The sequence below is a fragment of the Sulfitobacter sp. JL08 genome (assembly GCF_003352045.1).
In the GTDB taxonomy this organism is placed as follows: domain Bacteria; phylum Pseudomonadota; class Alphaproteobacteria; order Rhodobacterales; family Rhodobacteraceae; genus JL08.
The window spans coordinates 1,116,543-1,135,657 of the sequence record NZ_CP025815.1; the positions used below are offsets into that span (position 1 = coordinate 1,116,543).

At 60.4% G+C, this 19,115-nt stretch carries 18 protein-coding genes; 10 read left to right on the forward strand and 8 right to left on the reverse strand.

Going from position 1 to position 19,115, the window contains the following annotated elements; all coding sequences use genetic code 11:
• The first annotated feature begins 46 nt into the window (after window positions 1-46).
• The 5 genes from C1J05_RS05685 to glmM all read left to right on the forward strand — a co-directional run bounded on the left by C1J05_RS05685 (window position 47) and on the right by glmM (window position 6,930).
• Entirely contained in the window at window positions 47-2,584 is a 2,538-nt protein-coding gene (locus tag C1J05_RS05685; protein ID WP_114872144.1) for a putative PEP-binding protein, read from the forward strand.
• Between the two features lie 256 nt (window positions 2,585-2,840).
• Window positions 2,841-3,455 carry a cell wall hydrolase gene (locus C1J05_RS05690; RefSeq protein ID WP_114872145.1) on the forward strand — a complete coding sequence of 205 codons (615 nt, stop codon included), beginning with the start codon at window positions 2,841-2,843 and terminating at the stop codon, window positions 3,453-3,455.
• Between the two features lie 157 nt (window positions 3,456-3,612).
• Window positions 3,613-4,533: a dihydroneopterin aldolase gene (locus C1J05_RS05695; protein WP_114869403.1), complete on the forward strand. Its 921-nt coding sequence runs from the start codon at window positions 3,613-3,615 to the stop codon at window positions 4,531-4,533.
• Between the two features lie 41 nt (window positions 4,534-4,574).
• A complete protein-coding gene (folP, locus tag C1J05_RS05700) occupies window positions 4,575-5,591 on the forward strand; it encodes a dihydropteroate synthase (RefSeq protein ID WP_114869404.1) in 1,017 nt (338 codons plus the stop codon).
• Complete coding sequence (gene glmM / locus C1J05_RS05705) at window positions 5,584-6,930, forward strand: phosphoglucosamine mutase (protein ID WP_114869405.1); 1,347 nt, start codon at window positions 5,584-5,586, stop codon at window positions 6,928-6,930. Before folP ends, glmM begins: the two co-directional genes overlap by 8 nt.
• Here the strand turns inward: glmM and C1J05_RS05710 are convergent.
• The 3 genes from C1J05_RS05710 to ilvC all read right to left on the reverse strand — a co-directional run bounded on the left by C1J05_RS05710 (window position 6,908) and on the right by ilvC (window position 9,999).
• Window positions 6,908-7,852: a DMT family transporter gene (locus C1J05_RS05710; protein WP_114869406.1), complete on the reverse strand. Its 945-nt coding sequence runs from the start codon at window positions 7,850-7,852 to the stop codon at window positions 6,908-6,910. The genes glmM and C1J05_RS05710 overlap by 23 nt on opposite strands.
• A gap of 133 nt (window positions 7,853-7,985) precedes the next feature.
• Window positions 7,986-8,891, reverse strand: a complete 906-nt coding sequence (locus tag C1J05_RS05715) for a DMT family transporter (protein ID WP_114869407.1) — start codon at window positions 8,889-8,891, stop codon at window positions 7,986-7,988.
• Between the two features lie 85 nt (window positions 8,892-8,976).
• Complete coding sequence (ilvC, locus tag C1J05_RS05720) at window positions 8,977-9,999, reverse strand: ketol-acid reductoisomerase (RefSeq protein ID WP_114869408.1); 1,023 nt, start codon at window positions 9,997-9,999, stop codon at window positions 8,977-8,979.
• A gap of 137 nt (window positions 10,000-10,136) precedes the next feature.
• Between ilvC and C1J05_RS05725 the strand changes: the two genes are divergently transcribed.
• The 3 genes from C1J05_RS05725 (at window position 10,137) to C1J05_RS05735 (ending at window position 12,301) form a co-directional block, all read left to right on the forward strand.
• Window positions 10,137-10,592 (forward strand): Lrp/AsnC family transcriptional regulator, encoded by a 456-nt coding sequence (locus C1J05_RS05725; protein WP_114872146.1) that lies wholly within the window; start codon window positions 10,137-10,139, stop codon window positions 10,590-10,592.
• Window positions 10,589-11,044, forward strand: coding sequence for an Lrp/AsnC family transcriptional regulator (locus C1J05_RS05730; protein WP_114869409.1), 456 nt, complete (start codon window positions 10,589-10,591; stop codon window positions 11,042-11,044). Before C1J05_RS05725 ends, C1J05_RS05730 begins: the two co-directional genes overlap by 4 nt.
• Before the next feature lie 129 nt (window positions 11,045-11,173).
• The gene (locus tag C1J05_RS05735) at window positions 11,174-12,301 is read left to right on the forward strand and encodes an aminotransferase class V-fold PLP-dependent enzyme (RefSeq protein WP_114869410.1); all 1,128 of its coding nucleotides are present in this window, start codon (window positions 11,174-11,176) and stop codon (window positions 12,299-12,301) included.
• Here the strand turns inward: C1J05_RS05735 and C1J05_RS05740 are convergent.
• The 3 genes from C1J05_RS05740 to C1J05_RS05750 all read right to left on the reverse strand — a co-directional run bounded on the left by C1J05_RS05740 (window position 12,289) and on the right by C1J05_RS05750 (window position 14,549).
• Complete coding sequence (locus tag C1J05_RS05740) at window positions 12,289-13,497, reverse strand: UbiH/UbiF family hydroxylase (protein ID WP_114869411.1); 1,209 nt, start codon at window positions 13,495-13,497, stop codon at window positions 12,289-12,291. The two genes, C1J05_RS05735 and C1J05_RS05740, sit on opposite strands and share 13 nt — an antisense overlap.
• Window positions 13,498-13,572: 75 nt before the next feature.
• Window positions 13,573-13,821: a hypothetical protein gene (locus tag C1J05_RS05745; RefSeq protein WP_114869412.1), complete on the reverse strand. Its 249-nt coding sequence runs from the start codon at window positions 13,819-13,821 to the stop codon at window positions 13,573-13,575.
• 83 nt (window positions 13,822-13,904) lie between these two features.
• Window positions 13,905-14,549: a pyrimidine 5'-nucleotidase gene (locus tag C1J05_RS05750; protein ID WP_114869413.1), complete on the reverse strand. Its 645-nt coding sequence runs from the start codon at window positions 14,547-14,549 to the stop codon at window positions 13,905-13,907.
• 83 nt (window positions 14,550-14,632) lie between these two features.
• On the opposite strand from C1J05_RS05750, the gene C1J05_RS05755 reads away from it, so the two are divergent.
• Window positions 14,633-15,307 carry a GntR family transcriptional regulator gene (locus tag C1J05_RS05755; protein ID WP_433989502.1) on the forward strand — a complete coding sequence of 225 codons (675 nt, stop codon included), beginning with the start codon at window positions 14,633-14,635 and terminating at the stop codon, window positions 15,305-15,307.
• Here the strand turns inward: C1J05_RS05755 and C1J05_RS05760 are convergent.
• Window positions 15,304-17,199, reverse strand: coding sequence for a glycosyltransferase (locus tag C1J05_RS05760; protein WP_114869414.1), 1,896 nt, complete (start codon window positions 17,197-17,199; stop codon window positions 15,304-15,306). The two genes, C1J05_RS05755 and C1J05_RS05760, sit on opposite strands and share 4 nt — an antisense overlap.
• Window positions 17,200-17,291: 92 nt before the next feature.
• A complete protein-coding gene (gene carA / locus C1J05_RS05765; RefSeq protein WP_114869415.1) occupies window positions 17,292-18,455 on the reverse strand; it encodes a glutamine-hydrolyzing carbamoyl-phosphate synthase small subunit in 1,164 nt (387 codons plus the stop codon).
• Between the two features lie 188 nt (window positions 18,456-18,643).
• On the opposite strand from carA, the gene C1J05_RS05770 reads away from it, so the two are divergent.
• Complete coding sequence (locus C1J05_RS05770) at window positions 18,644-19,114, forward strand: GatB/YqeY domain-containing protein (RefSeq protein ID WP_114872148.1); 471 nt, start codon at window positions 18,644-18,646, stop codon at window positions 19,112-19,114.
• The last annotated feature ends 1 nt before the right edge of the window (window position 19,115 follow it).

Genomic DNA, 19,115 nt, shown 5'->3' on the forward strand with positions numbered 1-19,115 from the left:
TGTGCCTATGCTGCGCCATCCAACAAAGGTGCCGCAGCGCAGCAACATGCATAGAAACCCGACAACAACCCTGATTTCGGCGGATGCGCCGGTGGCGACCGCAACCCATGGCGGGCGTGCCAAATGCCTGCAACGTCTGGTGCGGCTTGATCTGCCTGTGCCGCGAACGGTCGCGCTGTCCTTTGATGCAGTGCACGGGATTGCATCGGGCGATATGCCGGACATTGCATCGGTCTTGAAGCAATTCGACGCTGGCGATCTGTTATGTGTGCGCCCTTCATCGGAAGATCCCGATTGGGGCGGGCCGGGCGCGGTTCTGAACATCGGAATGAACGACGCGCGCTATACCCAGTTGTGCGACACGCTGGGCCCGAATGCGGCAAGCGCGCTGTATCTGCGGTTTGTTCAATCCTATGCGATCCACGTGGCACGGCTTGACCCTGATATGTTCGACACGGTTGATGGTGATGGCCCCGACGCGCTGACCGAAACGCTGCGCGCCTATGAGGACGAAACCGAAGAACCCTTCCCGCAAGAGCCGGTTGTGCAATTGTCGGGCGTGTTGCGATCCATGGCGCGGGCCTGGGATGGCACATCGGCGCGTCTGCTGCGGCAGGCCAAGGGCGCGCCGGCAGATGCCGGTCTGGGCCTTGTGGTGCAACAGATGGTGTTTGGTGTCGGGCAGGGCGAAAGCGGGTCAGGCGTTCTGCAACTGGTCGATTCCGTCACGGGCCAGCCGCAGATCACCGGGCGCTACCTGTCCCAGTCACAGGGCCGGGATGCGTTGCAGGGTGATGCAGCCGCCCTTTATCTGGAGCAGGATCCGCGCGGCCCATCATTGGAAGAACTGGCACCCAAGGCGTTTGCCGATCTCAAGGCGCATGCCAGCCTGATGCGCACGCAACTGCGCGAGGAAATGCAGGTCGAGTTTGCGTTGCAGGATGGCGTTCTGCACATTCTGGATGGCGTTCGCGTTGCACGGTCGGCCCGGGCGGCGGTGCGCATTGCGGTGTCACTGGTGCATGACGGGATCATTCCCGCGCAAGAGGCGGTGATGCGGATCGAACCGCGCACCCTGACGGAATTGCTGCACCGCCAGATCAACCCCGACGCACCCCGCGACGTGCTGGGCGCCGGTATCGCCGCAAGCCCCGGTGCCGCGACGGGCCGGATCGTGTTTTCGGCGGACGAAGCGCAAGCCAGCGCCGCGCGCGGCGAAGCCTGTGTTCTGGTGCGCCGCGAAACCTCTTCTGAAGATGTGCGCGGGATGCATGCGGCCAGCGCCGTTCTGACGGAACGGGGCGGCATCACCAGCCACGCTGCCGTAATCGGGCGCGGAATCGGGGTGCCTTGCGTCGTTGGCGCGTCTTCGATCCGGTTCCAGACGGCCAAGAAACAGCTGATCGTGCCCGATGGGCGTATCTTGCGCGCCGGCGACATTATTACAGTGGATGGCACCAGCGGACAGATCCTTGCCGGAGAGCCGCCGATGCTGGAAGCGGCGCTGGATGACGCGTTTCAGGACTTGATGGGCTGGGCCGACAAAGAGCGCGACATCGATATTCGCGCCAATGCCGATACGCCCGACGATGCCCAGACGGCCCGTAATTTCAACGCGCAGGGTATCGGCTTGTGCCGGACCGAACACATGTTTTTCGATGAAGACCGTCTGACGGTCATGCGCGAAATGATCTTTGCGGATGAAAGCAATGATCGCCGCGCGGTGCTGGCCCGCCTGCTGCCCATGCAGCGCGAGGATTTTACCCAACTGTTCCGCATCATGCAGGGCCAGCCGGTGTGCATCCGTCTGTTTGATCCGCCCTTGCACGAATTCCTGCCCTCTGACCGGGACGGCCAGCGCGAACTGGCCGAAGCGCTGAATTTGCCGGTGTCCGATGTGATCCGCCGTGTCGAGGCGATGGGCGAATACAACCCGATGCTGGGTTTGCGCGGTGTACGTCTGGGCATCACGGTGCCCGAAATCTACGACATGCAGGCGCGCGCGATTTTCGAGGCCACGATCGAGGCCAGTATCGACGGAGAGCCGGTGGTGCCGGAAATCATGATCCCGCTGGTCAGCGCCAAGCGCGAAGTTGAAATGGTCAAGGCGCGGGTGGATGCCGTGGCCGCATCGGTGCGCACCGAAAAGGGCCGTGATTTTACCTACCGTCTTGGCGTGATGGTCGAAACACCGCGCGCTGCCTTGCGGGCAGGCGATATCGCGCCCTATGTGTCCTTCCTGAGCTACGGGACAAATGACCTGACCCAGATGACATACGGCCTGTCACGCGATGACGCGGGCCGTTTCATGTCGACCTATGTGCAGCAGGGTGTCTTTTCCGAAGACCCGTTCCATGTGTTGGACGTGGATGGGGTTGGCGAATTGCTAAGCATCGGAGCAGAGCGGGCACGCAATGCGAATCCGCACGTGACATTGTCGATTTGTGGCGAACATGGTGGCAATCCCGAATCGATTGCATTTTGCCGTCAGGCAGGGTTTGACTATGTTTCGTGCTCTCCTTTCCGCGTTCCGGTGGCCAGATTGGCCGCTGCTCAGTTGGCGATTTCACACAAAATACAGTGATGAAACCCGTTGCCTTCGGCAAAATATGCGCGTCGGCACAATATTCGGTGGGGCGCGGGTAAGCTGGTAAACAGTGTGTTTCCGCCTATTTTTTGCCCCAAACTGGACGTTATTTCCAAAACTGGTTAGAGACCGCCTTGGTTGCACATCTGGGAGGAGGTGCGCCAACCGCCGTTTGGGGCTGTGGTTTGGGGCTGTCATGTATTTCTACAAGGTTTGGTGCGCGGCAATAGCCGTGATTGGTGTTGGGTTTGTTATGGCGTTTTCTGCGGAAGGCGCGCTGGCATCAGACGCAACATTCCGGACCGCAATGGCGCAGGAACGGCAGTCGTTGACGGCAGTGCCGGACACGCGGATCAGGAAACTGGTGTCAGAGCCAAAGCAGCGTCCGGCGACCATCTCGTTCTCGAAATCCTGGTTGGATTCGCAACCCAAGGCCGACGGCGATGCGCAATGGCGCTGCCTGTCCGAAGCGCTGTATTTCGAGGCGCGCGGTGAATCCGTAAGAGGCCAGTTCGCAGTCGCCGAGGTGATCCTGAACCGTGTGGAAAGCAGCCGTTTTCCCGGTACGCTGTGTGGCGTGATCAATCAGGGAACCGGCAAGAAGTATCAGTGCCAGTTCACCTACACCTGTGATGGCAACAAGGAAGTGATCCGCGAGCCGAAAGCTTACGAACGCGTCAGCAAGGTTGCGCGGGCAGTGCTGGATGGCGCCGCACCCGACCTCACGAACGGGGCCACGCATTATCACACCACTGCCGTGCGTCCTAAATGGGCGCGGGTTTACACAAAAACGGCCAATATCGGCGTACACATTTTCTACCGGCACAACTATCGTGCCGCGTCGGTCAGCACGCAGTCCAAACCCTAGGGGGTTCGGGCCGCTGGCCCATCAACGCCTGAACCGTTTTCAAAATTTCCCTGTCCAAGACGCTTTCGGCCGCTGGTATGGCGCGTGCAGGGCTGCTATTCGGTCGCCACGCATTTATGGTGCAGCCCAAACAGATACGAAAAAAGGCCCGTTTCCCATGACTTCCGAAATTCGTCTGGCCTTTGCGCATCCGTCTGAACGATCCGAAGCAACCGCGCCGGATGCGCCGCTTGATAGAATTTCGCTGCGCGACCACATTGTCGAAGTCGAGATCGGCGCGTTTCAGGCGGAACGGGGCACCACCCAGAGGATCTGTTTCAACATCGTAGTCGAAGTGCGCCCGCTGAGCGGACAGATTGATGACGATGTAGACCGTATCCTGTCCTATGATCGTGTGACCGAAGCCATCGCGCACGAACTTGCCGAAGAGCGGTTGAACCTGCTGGAAACGCTGGCTGGCCGTATTGCCGACCGCATCCTGCTGGAACCGCAGGCGATGCGGGCCTTTGTGCGGATTGAAAAGCTGGATCGCGGCCCCGGTGCTTTGGGTGTCGAAATTGTGCGCTCTCGCGTTCAGGATACAGCGCCAGCTCCGGCAGGCCAGACGCTGTCACCCGAACTGGTCTATCTGTCGAATGACGCGATTGCGTCGCCCAATCTGACAAGCTGGGTTGACCAGTTGGAAAATATGGGCCGCCCGCTGATCCTGTGTGTCGGGGCGGCAGACGCCCCCGCCCCGAAAGCGCAACACAAACTGGCGCAACGCCGGATTGATCTGTTGGCGATCGAACAGAACGCGTGGGTTCTGGCGGCGCGTGATGCGCGCTGTGTCGTGGTTTCAACCCGGACCGAACTGGACTGGGCCATGAAGAACGGCCAGATCAGCGTATGGGCGCCCTCCAAGATCGTTCTTGACGCTGTCGATGGCCCATCGGCCCATCCCAGCGATGCAGTTGCGCTGGCCGCGTGGTTTGCGGCGACATTCCACGCGGGTGAAATGCTGGTGATCGGGTCTGACCTGCCCACCGCCCCTGACGTGCCATTGCGCGCGATTCCGGTGGATCAAAAGACGATCTGACGGCGCTTGCCTTTGGGCGCCGCATCGCGCAGGAAAGGGCCATGAAGTCCTATTATCGCCCGATCCCAATGATGGAACCGGCCAGCACCGCGCACGCGGCCCAACTGGCAGGGGGGCTTTGCTTTGCGTCCCATGTTGAATGTCTGTCGCGCGAAACCAAACCCAAGATCATACCGCTGTCAGATGTGCCGGAAAACGCGCGCCAGGCCATGACAGCGCCGCGCGCACCGATTGCCGGCCTGAGTTTGGATAGGCCGCGCCTGATGGGCATCCTGAATGTCACACCTGACAGTTTTTCCGATGACGGAGTGCACGGGGCACCCGATGCGGCGATCCGTTCCGCGCTCGACATGGTGCAGGCGGGGGCCGACATGATCGACATCGGCGGAGAATCGACGCGCCCCGGTGCGGTAACAGTGTCTGTTGCCGATGAAATCGCGCGCACGGCACAGGTTATCGCAGGGGTGCGCGCGCGAACAGAAACGCCAATTTCCATCGATACGCGTAAAGCCGCGGTGGCCAAGGCGGCGCTGGGCGCGGGGGCAAATCTGGTGAACGATGTGTCGGGTTTTACCTTTGATCCGAACCTGGCGAAACTTTGTGCGCAGCGCGCTGTGCCGGTCTGCGTCATGCATGCCCAGGGCGATCCGGCCACGATGCAGGACAACCCGCACTACGACAATGTGTTGTTGGATGTGTATGATTATCTGGAAGAAAGGGTAGATTTGCTTGTGTCTTGCGGTGTCGAAAGGTCTTGTATTCTGGTTGATCCAGGGATCGGCTTCGGCAAGACGCAGGCGCATAATCTGGCCCTTTTGCGCCGCATCAGCCTGTTTCACACGCTGGGTTGTCCGGTTCTGCTGGGCGCGTCGCGCAAACGGTTCATCGGAACCATCGGGCAGGAACCTGTCGCCGCAGCTCGCGCGCCGGGGTCGATTGCGGTGGCCCTTGCGGTACTGGGGCAGGGCGTGCAATTTTTGCGTGTGCATGATGTGGCGATGACGAAACAGGCCGTCAGATTGCACGATGCCATTTGGGATGAGGACCGTCATGAGTAAGCTTTTTGGAACGGACGGTGTGCGCGGCACGGCCAATACCTATCCGATGACGGCAGAAATGGCTCTTAAAATAGGGGCCGCCGTGGGCCGGTACTTCCGCCGCGACAGCAAGGGCGTGCACCGGGTCATCATCGGCAAGGACACCCGCCTGTCGGGCTATATGTTCGAAAGCGCGCTGACTGCCGGGCTGACATCGACGGGCATGAATGTACTGACCCTTGGCCCGGTGCCAACGCCTGCGGTCGGGTTGATGACGCGATCCATGCGCGGTGATCTGGGGGTGATGATTTCGGCCAGCCACAACCCGGCGGAAGACAACGGGATCAAGTTTTTCGGCCCCGACGGATACAAGCTGTCCGATCAGGCCGAAGCCGAGATCGAGGCGCTGGTAAACACAGGCGTCGAACCGGCGCAGGCGGGCAATATCGGGCGTGCAAGACGCATCGATGATGCACGGTTCCGCTATGCCGAGCGGGTCAAATCCACCTTTCCGTCTGATCTGCGGCTGGATGGCGTCAAGGTCGTAATCGATTGCGCCAATGGGGCGGCGTGGCGCGCGGCCCCCGAAATCCTGTGGGAACTGGGTGCCGATGTTGTCCCTCTGGGGGTGGCCCCTGATGGGTTGAACATCAACAAGGATTGCGGCTCGACCCATCCGCAAAGGGCCGCCGAAACAGTTGTTGCCCATGGCGCGGATGTTGGCATTTGCCTGGATGGCGATGCCGACCGCGTGATTATCATAGACGAGTCGGGCAAAATTGCCGACGGCGATCAGATCATGGCGTTGCTGGCGGCGCGCTGGGCCAGCGAAAACCGCCTGAAAGGCGGGGCGCTGGTTGCAACGGTAATGTCGAACCTGGGGCTGGAACGGTTTCTGGCCGGGCATAACATCGGTCTGGAACGCACCGCCGTGGGCGACCGGTACGTTGTCGAACGAATGCGTGAGGGCGGATTTAATCTGGGTGGCGAACAATCGGGCCATATCGTGATGTCCGATTACGCCACAACGGGCGACGGATTGATGGCCGGCCTTCAGTTTTTGGCCGAAATGATCCGTTCGTCCCGACCGGCCAGCGCCTTGCTGCATAGTTTTGACCCAGTGCCGCAATTGTTAAAGAATGTACGGTATTCTGTAGGTCAAGCGCCGTTGGAAGTTGAAAAAGTGAAAGCGGCGATTGCGCAAACCGAGGCGGATTTGCATGGAAAAGGCCGCTTGCTGATCCGGAAATCGGGAACCGAGCCTTTGGTGCGCGTCATGGCGGAATGCGAGGATGCGGATCTTCTGGAACGCGCCGTCGATCGTGTTGTCGATGCGGTTACCGATGCCGTGGCGTCCTAGCGCGGACGCTGTTGATCAATCGCGAAATCGCGCCGTACTGGCTTAACCCGACGCCGCCAAGGATCAGACCCATTGCCAGCAAGAGCGAAGGAGGCAAGGGTTCCGACAGGATCAGTGCACCCAAAATGACCGACCAGACCGGCACCTGATAGCCGGTCAGACTCATGAACACCGGGCCCGCCGTGCGCACCACCAGCACCCGCAACAGGTTCGCCGCCGCAGTCGGGATCAGCCCCAGCACAGCCAGTACAATCAGCGTCTGGCGATCAGGCATCGGTGGCGGCCCTTCGACGGCCCACGCAACCGGAACCACGATGGCCGATCCGATCAGCAACAGCACCGTGGCAAGCCCGATCGGATCAATCGCCGGCAGACGCCGCATCAGAACCGAACTGAAACCGTAGCAGGTGGCGGCCCCCAGACACGCGATCCGCCCCGGTGTTTCAAATGCGGCACCGCTGCTTTCAAAGGCGTTTCCGCCGATCAGAACCACCACGCCGCAAAACCCGATCACGAACCCAAGCGCCTTACGCCATGTCATCCGTTCGCCCGGCACCAGAAAATGCGCCAGTGGCAGAACCATCAATGGGCCGGTTGCCATCGACACACCGGCAAATCCGGACGTAACATATTGCTGCCCCCAACTGAGCAGCATGAATGGCGTTGCCGCACTGAACGCGCCTGCGGCCAGCAAGGTCATCAGATTGGCCCGTGTCGGTCGGGCCTGAAACAGCCGCGCGCCGCGCACGGCCCAGATCAGCCCCATCAGCGCCGCGGCAAAGCCGATCCGGGCAGCCGCCAGCCAGAACGGGGTGATCCCCCGCAGTGCGATTTCGATAACAATAAAGGTGGCGCCCCATGTCAGGCCCAGAGTGGCCACCATCACCCAGCTTTTCAGTGTGATTTCAGGGGGCTGTGTCATGGTGGCCTTTTGCGGATTGAAATGCGTAGGCCATCGGGATGGCGGACACAGAATGCGTTGTTTCGGTGACTTGTGATGCAATGTGTTGAGCGCGACAAGGTATTCTTTGTCTGCTTCCTTGATGCAAAACCAGTCAGACGAGCGCGCGCACCCGCTTGCGACTAAGCAACAGGCCACCAAGGATCAGCGCGAGCGATATCAGCAACTGGGGCGGCAGCACCTCATTCAGCAGCAGTGCGCCAAACAGCACCGACCAGACCGGCACCTGATAGTTGACCATCGATAGAAAACTGGGCCCGGCATCGCGGATCACCTGCACCAGCAGAATCTGTGCCAGCGCCGTTGGCAACAGCCCCAGATAAAGGATCGCCGCCAGCGACAGGGTATCGGGGCGGGCGGGAACGCCTTCTTGCCAAAGTGCGACTGGCACGATCATGACAGCGGCGCACAGCATGGCCGCTGCGGATAGGGACAGCATGTTCGTGGCCGGGCACAGCCGCGTGACAATGGCCCCGATGGCATAACACAGCGCCGCGCCCAGACAGGCGACACGCGCCAGAGCCTCGTAATCGCTGCCGATGCTTTGAAACGCGTCCAGACCGATCAGAACAATTACCCCGGAAAACCCGATCAGAAAACTGATGCCGCGCCGCAATGTCATGTGTTCGCTTGGGACGAAAAAATGCGCCAGAGGCAATACAAACAGCGGCACGACCGCCATGCAGACACCGGCGAACCCGCTGGCCACATAGGTTTGCCCCCAGCTGAGCAGGGTAAAAGGCAGCGCGTTCGAAAACAGCCCCATCGCCGCCGCTGCGGCCCAGATGGCGCGCCCCTGCGGCGCGGACCAGTCCGGCAGGCTGACGCCAAGCGCGCGTATCATGATGTAAAGCGTCAGCGCCCCGATGCTGATACGCGCGGCCGCCACGCTGATCGGCGCGAACCCGTTCAGGGCGACCGACACAAACATAAAGGACGCGCCCCAGATCATGCCAAGCAGAACAAGTTTGGCCCAGTTGCGGGCACCGGGATTGGGCATGGAGGGGCGTGTCCTTGAAAAGAAAGGGGGTGCCCGCGTGTGGCACCCCCCGTGGAGATCAGGGCGGGATGTTTCCCGCGCGCAATCAGTTCTTGGCTTTGTCGACCATCTTGCCGGCGGAAATCCACGGCATCATGCCGCGCAGTGTTTCGCCTGTGGCTTCGATCTGGTGTTCGTCGTTGATCCGGCGCGTGCCTTTGAAGAACGGCTGGCCAACGGCGTTTTCCAGCATGAAATCGCGTACGAACTTGCCGGTCTGGATATCGGTCAGGATCGCCTTCATCCGCGCCTTGGTTTCATCATAGGGCAGGACCCGCGGGCCAGAGACGTATTCGCCGTATTCAGCCGTATTCGAGATCGAATAGTTCATGTTGGCAATGCCGCCTTCGTAGATCAGATCGACGATCAGCTTCACTTCGTGCAGGCATTCGAAATAGGCCATTTCCGGCGCGTAACCGGCCTCGACCAGTGTTTCAAAGCCCATGCGGATCAATTCAACCAGACCGCCGCAAAGCACGGCCTGTTCGCCGAACAGATCGGTTTCGCATTCTTCGCGGAAATTGGTTTCGATGATGCCGGACCGTCCGCCGCCGATGGCCGAGCAGTAGGACAGGCCGATTTCCAGCGCCTTGCCCGACGCGTCCTTGTCGACCGCGACAAGGCAGGGCACGCCGCCGCCTTTGGTGTATTCGCCGCGCACCGTGTGGCCGGGGCCTTTGGGGGCCATCATGATCACGTCGATGCCGTCTTTGGGTTCGATCAGGCCGAAATGCACGTTCAGACCGTGGGCAAAGGCAATCGCGGCACCTTCGCGGATGTTGTCATGCACGTATTTCTTGTAGGTTTCCGCCTGCAATTCATCGGGCATCGTGAACATGATCAGATCGGCCCAGGCCGCGGCTTCTGCAATACCCATTACCTTGAGCCCTTCGCCTTCGGCCTTGGCCGCAGAGGCCGAGCCTTCGCGCAGGGCGACACACAGGTTTTTCGCACCGCTGTCGCGCAGGTTCAGCGCATGGGCGTGCCCCTGGGAGCCGTAGCCCAGAATGGCCACTTTCTTGTCTTTGATCAGGTTGATGTCGCAGTCACGGTCATAATAAACGCGCATGGTATGTCCTTTGGTTCGGAAGGTTCAGATTGAGCGCGACCCTAGCAGCGTTTCACGGGTTGTGAATGTCGGATTTTCGAGTATTTTTGGACAAATGAATATTCTTATTCGGACAAATGGAAATATGCGGTTTTTTCATGCTTGACGACAGTGATCGTCGCCTGTTGCGCCAGTTGCAGGCGGAACCCAGCCTTGCCACGTCCGAACTGGCCGAACGGTGCGGCCTGACGCCGGGCACCTGTGCGCGCCGGTTGGAGCGGTTGCAGGCCAATGGCGTGTTGCAGGGGCAGGGGATCAGGATCAACTGGGCCGCACTGGGCTTTACTGTCGAGGTCAGCCTGCGGATCACGCTGGACAAGACTCAGCCGCGCGCCTTTGACGATTTCATTGCCGCCGCGCGCGAGGTGCCGGAAGTTCTGGAAATCCAGACCTTTCTGGGCAGTGTCGATGCGCGTCTTTCAGTGATCGCGCGGGATATGGCGCATTATCAGCAAATCTATCGCAGCCAGATTCTGACCCTGCCCCATATCGCCGATATCGAGGCGCTGATGCAGATTGCACGGATCAAGGCCGATGACAGGGTGCCGGTATGATCATGCTGGACGATACAGACCGTCAGTTGCTGCGCGCGCTGAGTGCACAGGCCAACCAGAGCGCGGGCGCGTTGGGGCGGATGCTGGGCCTGTCGCAACCGGCCACCTGGCGGCGTATCCGGCGGCTGGAAGAGGGCGGCGTGATCGCGGGGCGTCGCCTGTTTGTGGATGCCGAGGCGCTGGGCTATGGCGTGACGGTGTTTCTGGGGGTGAAACTGGCCACCAAGGGACGTGTCAGCCTGGAAGATTTCGAACGCGCGGCCTGCGCCATACCCGAAGTGCAGACGGTAGAGCATGTGCTGGGTCTTTATGATTACAGGCTGCGGGTCGTGGCGCGTGATATCGCCGATTTTGAACGGGTGCTGCGCCGCCGGATCATGATGTTGCCGGGCGCTGGCGCGGTTGAGGCCAATGTCCTGCTGAGTGAAGAGCGCCGCCCCGGCCCGATTTGACAGGATCGGCGCCCTCTGTTTCGCATAAGCGCGCGCTCGGTTGCGTTAGGGGGCTGTATACCGAAGTAGACTTTGCCAGCGCGCCGGCGACCCGTTAAGCGTGGGCGTAGAACATATCGGGAGAAGACCATGGCTGCTTTGCTTGAACATATCGATCCGGACGGGTTGGAAGAATTTTCGGTTGTTTTCACCGACCGGTCGCTCAATTCGATGTCGGGCGCGTTCCAGCAGGTGATGCGCGACATTTCGGACATGCTGAAACAGGTTTACAATGCGGATGCGGTTGCGGTGATCCCCGGAGGCGGCACGTTCGGCATGGAGGCCGTGGCGCGCCAGTTCGGCAAAGGGGCCAATGTGCTGGTCGTGCGCAACGGTTGGTTTTCCTACCGCTGGAGCCAGATTTTCGAAGCCGGCGATTTCACCGCGCAAACCACGGTATTAAAGGCGCGCCAGACCGGTAACAGCCCGCAGGCGCCTTTTGCGCCGGCACCGATTGCCGAAGTTGTTGCGAAAATTCACGAAATCCAGCCAGATATTGTGTTTGCGCCGCATGTTGAAACCTCGGCCGGTGTGATCCTGCCGGATGATTATATTACAGAAATGGCGGCGGCGGCCCATGCCGTGGGCGCGTTGATGGTTCTGGATTGTATCGCATCGGGCTGTGCCTGGGTGGATATGAAGGCCACCGGTGTGGATGTACTGATCTCTGCCCCGCAAAAGGGCTGGTCGGCCTCGCCCTGCGCGGGGTTGGTAATGCTGTCAGAACGTGCTGTGGCACGGCTGGAGACAACCCAGTCGGACAGTTTCGCCATTGATCTGAAGAAATGGCGCCAGATCATGGCGGCCTATGAAAACGGCGGGCACGCCTATCACGCGACCATGCCGACAGACAGCCTGCGCACCTTTCGCGATACGATGATCGAAACCCGCGACTACGGGTTCGAGAAATTGCGGGATGCGCAATGGGCACTGGGCCATGCGGTGCGTGCCTTGCTGGCGGAAAAAGGCTTTCAGTCGGTCGCCGCAGACGGGTTCGGCGCGCCCGGCGTGGTTGTCAGCTATACCACGGACCCCGAAATCCAGAATGGCAGTAAATTCGCCGCCAAAGGTATGCAGATCGCAGCTGGTGTGCCGCTGCAATGTGATGAACCGGCTGATTTCCGCACCTTTCGCCTTGGCCTGTTCGGTCTGGACAAGCTTTATGATGTGGACGGCACCGTGGCGCGGTTGAAAACCGTGATCGATCAGGTGATCTGACGCGCCCCAAGGCCCATCTGCATCAGCATCTTGCGCACCGGCGCCAGTGCGTAAAGCGCGCTGAGCCCGGCCGCACGGGCATCGCGCAGCGGTTGCGCGCTGATCATCGAGGCGCGGTTTAGCAGGTCGATGCCCTTGACCCGCACCGCTATGTCGTTGTGGCGCGCGCGGTGATAGCTGTCCAGCATCCGGGCATCGCCCAGCCCTTCGGGTCGGGCCAGAGCCAGATCGCGCAGGGTGCGCATATCGTTCAGGCTCATGTTCAGGCCCTGCGCACCGATCGGCGGCACCACATGGGCCGCCTCTGCGATCAGCGCGATCCGTTCGCCGTTCAACCGATCCGCTTTTTGGCTGATGATCGGCCAGATCGTGCGCCGCGAGGCCAGAGTCAGCGGGCCGAAAAGATGGCACGACCGGTCCGACATTGCCTGCTCAAAGGCGGGAATATCCATTTCTGACAAGGCTTTGGCCTTGGGCCCCTGTTCCATCCAGACCACGGCAGAGGACGGCAGACCATCGTAATCGGGCAGCGGTACAAGCGTGAAAGGCCCGCCGGTGCGGTGGATTTCGGTGCTGACATTGTTGTGCGGCACGGGGTGCGTGACGGCAAAGGCCAATGCTTTTTGCCCATAGCGGAGCGTGTGCACCGCAATGCCTGCCGCCTCGCGCATGGGAGAGCCACGCCCGTCTGCGGCGATCACCAGTTTGGTGGCGATCCGGCTGCCGTCACTTAATCCGACACGTGCCTCTGTCTGGCGGGTGAACAGGGATGTTGTGGCCGTTCCGGGGCGGAATTCGACATTGGGCAATTCGCCAAGGCGCGCGACCATTTCGCGGCGCAGCAGCCAGTTGGGCAGGTTCCAGCCAAACGGCAGGTCCGACAGATCGGCGGCATTGAAATCGCGGGTCACGCGGGGTTCCGGATCAACCCCGCCGGCATCGACAATGCGCATGATCTGCAACGGGGCGGCATACGGGGCCAGCCGGTTCCACAATCCCGCATCATCCAGCAGATCGCGTGCGGGTTGCAAAAACGCGGTGCTGCGCAGATCGGACCCGGCGGCATCCCGTTCCGTCACGGGGGGGGCGGGATCAACGCACACCACATCAAAGCCTGCGCTGGCAAACACCGCGGCGGCCGTCATACCCGCAATGCCGCCGCCCGAGATCAGAATGTCTGTGGATTGATCTGTCATGTCACGTTCCCTTTGACGCAAGGATAGGTCAGCCACTCGGTCCGGGCCAAGCGGCATCCTGCCACGGGTCGGTGTTTACGCCCAGGTGATGACAAGCAAAACCACGAATATCACGGGAACTAGCGCCAGCGCCGGAAGATAAAGGCCCGGAATGCCGAAGATCAGGATCGCCGACAGCCACAGGCTGACAAAGGTGATCAGGGCGTACCAGATGTTGTCCTTGTCGCCGAAAATAAGATCGCGGGCGATCCAGCCCAGAACGGGGATCGCAAGAAAGGCGCGCAGCCAGAACGGCTGGCTGCGGGGGGTGTCTGCAACACTCATGAAAGTCTCCTGTTCGCGTTTATGAACAGGAGGTAAGCGGGGGTTGTTAAATCAAAAGGGACATTACGCCGCATCCTGACCGTTTATGTCAGAAATCCCAGAAATGCGGTCAGATCATCGGTGTGATGGTGGATGTAATCGGCCTTGTGCGGTTCGGGCGCGACGTGAACAGTGCGCATGCCCATTTGATGCGGAGCCGAAAGGTTGCGCACATCGTCTTCGAACATGGCGGCGGTGCGCGGGTCAACGCCATCGCGGTCAAACACGGCCTGAAACGCGGCGCGTTCCGGTTTGGGGCGAAATCCGGCATGTTCCACGCCGTAAACCGCATCAAACAACCCCGACAGGCCGCGCGCGGCCAGCACCCGTTCGGCATAGGGGGCCGATCCGTTGGTATAGACAATGCGACGCCCGGGCAAAGCGGCAATATAGGTGGCCAGATCGGGATCGGGTGTTAGCGCGTGCATTGAAATATCGTGCACATCCGTCAGATAAGGGGCCGGATCGACATCATGTTCGCGCATCAGGCCAGCCAGCGTGGTCCCGTATTTGCGCCAGTACTTTGCCCGCAAGGTGTTGGCCGTCGGGTGATCCACCCCCAGCGCATCCATCACAAAGCGGGTCATCTTCACCTCGATCTGGTCAAACAGGCGCACACTGGGCGGATAAAGTGTATTGTCCAGATCGAACACCCAGTGCCGCACATGAGAAAAAGACGCTTTTACCATGTCCGCCACCCTAGGGGGCGCGATTTGCCCCTGCAAGCGCCAAGGCTTGTTGCCTTTATCCTGCGCCGCTATGGTCGCCCCACATGCAGGAGAGCGTAACCGAGATGGCCGAACCCAAAGCCGCCCAGACCGATGCCTACAGCCTAATTCTGGAAGCGATCGATGTCGGGATATTCAAACCGGGCGACCGGCTTGTGGAAAGCGATCTGGCGGACCGGTTCGGTGTGTCGCGCACGCCGATCCGCGAGGCGCTGCAGCGGCTGGAAACGCAATCCCTTCTGGCGCGAGACGGGCGCAGCCTGATCGTGGCGTCGCTGGACCACAACCAGATGGCCGAACTATACGTGGTGCGCCGCGAACTGGAAGGGCTGGCCGCCCGCCTTGCCGCCCGCCATGCCACCGCCGAAGAGGTGCGCGTTCTGCGCGAAATGGTCGAAGAAGATCAGGCGCTGATCAATGATCCAACCGCCTTGGCCCGCGCCAACCGCCGCTTTCATACCCAGATCCATCTGGCTTCGCACAACCGGTATCTGGTGCAACAGCTTGATCTGGTCCACCGCACGATGGCGCTTATGGCGACCACGTCGCTGGCGGCGCAGGGCCGGGGCGAAATTGCGTTGGGCGAACATGGTGCGATCGTGGATGCCATCGCCGCCGGCGACGAAGATGCCGCCTATCAGGCGCTGAAGGAACACATCTCGGTGGCCTTCATGACCCGCCTGAAACAGGACGCGGCCGGGCGCGTCAAGCGGTCCTAGTCACCACCACCGCCGTTCAGCGAATGACCATGCTGGGTTTTGTCCCAGAAGAACGGCTTGCGGATCAGTTCATAGACAGCTTTGTAGGCCGCCAGCGTGGCCATCGGAAAATAAAGCGCAAGGGTCGGGACCCATGCCATCAGATGCCGGTGCGCCCGCCCTCGAACGGCATAGCCCGCAATGATCATGGCGCTGACTTCGCACAGGATAAACAGAACCGCCAAAACCGTGGTTGCGCTGGTTCCCAGCACGGTGGCGACAGGGTGCGACACCCCGAACGGCACAAGCCAGAAAGACCACAGAACCGGTGCCAGCAGGAATTGCGACAAGGCGCAGATGAAGAAAACCTGGAACCCCCAGAATTTGTAGGCGCCGATTTCGGACAACAGAACCCGCGGCTGACGCATGTGCACCGCATAGGTGACCATGAACCCCTTGAGCCAGCGCGACCGCTGGCGGATCCATGGCCAGGGGCGGCAGGTTGCCTCTTCCCGGGTGACAGTCCGGATCAGGTCTGTGCGGTATCCGTAGCGCGCAAGCCGAAAGCCAAGATCGGCATCTTCGGTCACATTATGGGCGTCCCAGCCGCGCAATTTTTCCAACACGTCGCGGCGGAAAAACACGGTGGTCCCGCCCAGCGGAATGATCAGGCCCAATCGCGCAATACCGGGCATGATCACCCGCCACCATGTCGCGTATTCGATGGCGAAACAGCGTGACATCCAGTTGTCGCGCGCGTTGTAGTAATCCAGCACGCCCTGCACACAGGCGACTTCGGGCGGGGCTTCGTCCAGATAGTGCACGACGGTTTCGATTTGATCCGGTGCCGGCGCGTCTTCCGCATCCCAGATCCCAATGATGCTGCCACGGCAGAAATCAAGCGCATAGTTCAGCGCACGGGGTTTGGTGGTTAACGTGCCGGTAGAGGGCACTTCGATCACCCGCATCCACGCCGGCAAAACGGTGTGGGCCAGTGTATCGCGGGTTACATTATCATCGGCTTCCAGAACCAGAACCACGTCCAGCAATGCCTTGGGATAGGTCAGCCGGGACAAGCGGGCAATCAGCGCGTTGGTAATCTCGTGTTCGCGCAACAGCGGCACCATGACCGACACGCATGGCAGTTTCAAGCGCGTGCTGTCGGCCAGTGTTGGGGGTGAATAAGCTGCAGTATGCGGTTTGGTCTGCCGGAGAAAAGTCGCCAGTTTCAGCCCTGTCGACAACAGCAACGTAAAAACGGCAATGCCTGTAATAACGGTCAGCGCATAAAGCGGCGCAAGAAGGGCCAGCGTCAGACAGGCCACGCCAGCCGCCCCGATCCAGTTGCGGCGTGGATGGGTGCGCCAGTTCCACGTGCGACAGCTTTCGGTTTCCTTGACAAGGGTTTCCGCGCGCCGCGCCAGTGCGGGCCCGATGGTGGCCGACAGGCAGGTCGCAATGTCCTGCGGTGCGGCCACCACCGGAAGGATGGCCCCGATCTCAGGCTCCAGCGCCAGACGCAGAGATTTGAGGCTGTCTGGCCGCGAGGTCGCGACGAAAAGAGTGTCACCCAGCCGAAGCCATGGCACGACCTGATGCCTGGCCCAGAATGCGCATGGTCTTAGACCGAACAGGCGGTAGTCCGGTGGATCAAGCGCCAGATCAACCCGGCGGGCATCATGTTGCAGCGCAACGCAATCCAGTATCAGCTTTTCATCCACCAGCCCTTCGGCGGCCAGCACCGCGCCCAGCGGCGCCCCAAGATGCAATTGCTGGTTCAGGGCATGGATCAGCTGGCGATGTGAAATGACCCCCGCATTGACCAGAATTTGCCCCAGAGGAACGCGGGCGCTACGCGCTTTTGTACGGTATGCCAGCGGGCTGTGCCCAAGCCGTAAGCGCAAATCACTCATATCCGTCAACCCTGCCAAAACGCCGTGCGATGGTGCGGGAAAAGCGGTTAAAAAGGTCTTAACAGGCGATCAGGAGCCTTGATTTAAGGGGCTTACACAGTCTCTTGCGCCGCCATTGCCGATGCAAACCGTTCAAACAGGTAAAAACTGTCTTGCGGGCCGGGGCTGGCTTCGGGGTGATACTGCACCGAATAGATCGGGCGGTTGTTCATGCGGATGCCGCAATTGGACCCGTCAAACAGCGATGTATGCGTTTCGATCACATTGTCGGGCAGGGTTTGTGCATCAACGGCAAAGCCGTGATTCATCGACGTGATCTCGACCTTGCCGGTTTCCAGATCTTTTACGGGATGGTTGGCGCCGTGGTGCCCGTGGTTCATTTTGATTGTCTTCGCGCCAAGCGCGAGCGCAAGCATCTGATGGCCCAGACAAATCCCGAATATGGGAATGTCGGATTTTTCCATGACGTCCCGGATCATCGGCACGGCATAGGTGCCCGTTGCCGCCGGATCGCCCGGCCCGTTGGACAGAAACAGACCATCGGGATTATGCGCCAGAACATCGGATGCCGTGGCGGTGGCGGGCAGCACCGTAACGTCACATCCCGCACTGGCCAGACACCGCAGAATGTTGCGTTTGGCACCATAATCGATGGCAACCACTTTGTGTTTGGGTTCGGCCTGACGCGCATATCCGTCGGGCCATGCCCACCGCACTTCATCCCAGCGGTAGGATTGTATACAGGTGACATCCTTGGCCAGATCCATGCCTTCCAATCCGGCGAAACCGCGCGCTGCGGCAACCAGGGCATCAATATCGAACACCCCGTCGGGGTTGTGGGCCAGCGCTACATGCGGCGCACCCTGCTGGCGGATTTCGCGGGTCAGCCTGCGGGTATCGATGCCGCCGACCGCAATGCGCCCGCGCGACGCCAGCCAGTCTGAAAGGCCCTGAACCGCGCGCCAGTTGCTGGGCGTGGTCGGGTGCCATTTCACCACCATGCCCGCCGCAACCGGATCGCTGGTTTCGTCATCTTCGGGGTTCACACCGACATTGCCGATATGGGGAAAGGTGAATGTCACAACCTGTCCGGCATAAGACGGATCGGTCATGATTTCCTGATATCCCGTCATCGCGGTATTGAAACACAGTTCCGCCACGGTCATGCCGGTTGCACCGAACCCGGTGCCGTAAAACAACGTGCCATCCGCAAGGGCTAGGCAGGCGGTTGGTTTCCCGTGTTGGGTCTGGGCCATAACGCGACTCTTTTGCTACAGTTGTGAAATTTCGACGAAACTAATGGCATGTGAACGTCGGGTCAAGCAAAGTGACTAAAACAGTTTTGTTTGAAATCAATATGTTAGATAGATTGACGCGCGGTTGCCCATTCGCGCCCGATTGGGTATGGTCCAAGTCTTGTGCGACCATGGGGATGGGACATGACATGACTTTGCGAACGCAGATTAACGATGCGTTGAAACAAGCGATGAAAGACAAGGCCGCCACGCGCCTGTCGACATTGCGCCTGATCAATGCGGCGATCAAGGACAAGGAAATTGCCTTGCGCAGCGATGGCGGGGACGGTGCCGACGATGGCGCCAGTGATGCGGAAATCCTTGCAATCCTTGGTAAAATGACCAAGCAGCGGATTGAAAGCGCACGCGCCTATGAAGAAGGCGGACGCCTTGATCTGGCCGAACGCGAACGCGCCGAAGTCGAAATCATCGAAGAGTTCCTGCCGCGCCAGTTGAACGCCGAAGAAACCGCCAAAGCCGTCGGCGACGCCATAGAAGAGGTGGGCGCGGAATCGATCCGTGACATGGGCAAGGTGATGGCCGTGTTAAAGACGAAATACACCGGACAGCTGGATTTCGGCAGTGTCGGGCCGATGGTCAAGGACCGGTTGTGCGGCTGAA

Bases quoted from the DNA above. Each gene is read 5' to 3' on its own strand.
- C1J05_RS05715 (WP_114869407.1), bottom strand. From the start codon at position 8,891: ATGCCCAATCCCGGTGCCCGCAACTGGGCCAAACTTGTTCTGCTTGGC.
- C1J05_RS05730 (WP_114869409.1), top strand. From the start codon at position 10,589: ATGATCATGCTGGACGATACAGACCGTCAGTTGCTGCGCGCGCTGAGT.
- ilvC (WP_114869408.1), bottom strand. From the start codon at position 9,999: ATGCGCGTTTATTATGACCGTGACTGCGACATCAACCTGATCAAAGAC.
- C1J05_RS05760 (WP_114869414.1), bottom strand. From the start codon at position 17,199: ATGAGTGATTTGCGCTTACGGCTTGGGCACAGCCCGCTGGCATACCGT.
- C1J05_RS05755 (WP_433989502.1), top strand. From the start codon at position 14,633: ATGCAGGAGAGCGTAACCGAGATGGCCGAACCCAAAGCCGCCCAGACC.
- C1J05_RS05685 (WP_114872144.1), top strand. From the start codon at position 47: ATGCATAGAAACCCGACAACAACCCTGATTTCGGCGGATGCGCCGGTG.
- C1J05_RS05770 (WP_114872148.1), top strand. From the start codon at position 18,644: ATGACTTTGCGAACGCAGATTAACGATGCGTTGAAACAAGCGATGAAA.
- glmM (WP_114869405.1), top strand. From the start codon at position 5,584: ATGAGTAAGCTTTTTGGAACGGACGGTGTGCGCGGCACGGCCAATACC.
- C1J05_RS05750 (WP_114869413.1), bottom strand. From the start codon at position 14,549: ATGGTAAAAGCGTCTTTTTCTCATGTGCGGCACTGGGTGTTCGATCTG.
- C1J05_RS05710 (WP_114869406.1), bottom strand. From the start codon at position 7,852: ATGACACAGCCCCCTGAAATCACACTGAAAAGCTGGGTGATGGTGGCC.
- C1J05_RS05735 (WP_114869410.1), top strand. From the start codon at position 11,174: ATGGCTGCTTTGCTTGAACATATCGATCCGGACGGGTTGGAAGAATTT.
- C1J05_RS05690 (WP_114872145.1), top strand. From the start codon at position 2,841: ATGGCGTTTTCTGCGGAAGGCGCGCTGGCATCAGACGCAACATTCCGG.
- C1J05_RS05745 (WP_114869412.1), bottom strand. From the start codon at position 13,821: ATGAGTGTTGCAGACACCCCCCGCAGCCAGCCGTTCTGGCTGCGCGCC.
- C1J05_RS05725 (WP_114872146.1), top strand. From the start codon at position 10,137: ATGCTTGACGACAGTGATCGTCGCCTGTTGCGCCAGTTGCAGGCGGAA.
- C1J05_RS05740 (WP_114869411.1), bottom strand. From the start codon at position 13,497: ATGACAGATCAATCCACAGACATTCTGATCTCGGGCGGCGGCATTGCG.
- C1J05_RS05695 (WP_114869403.1), top strand. From the start codon at position 3,613: ATGACTTCCGAAATTCGTCTGGCCTTTGCGCATCCGTCTGAACGATCC.
- carA (WP_114869415.1), bottom strand. From the start codon at position 18,455: ATGGCCCAGACCCAACACGGGAAACCAACCGCCTGCCTAGCCCTTGCG.
- folP (WP_114869404.1), top strand. From the start codon at position 4,575: ATGAAGTCCTATTATCGCCCGATCCCAATGATGGAACCGGCCAGCACC.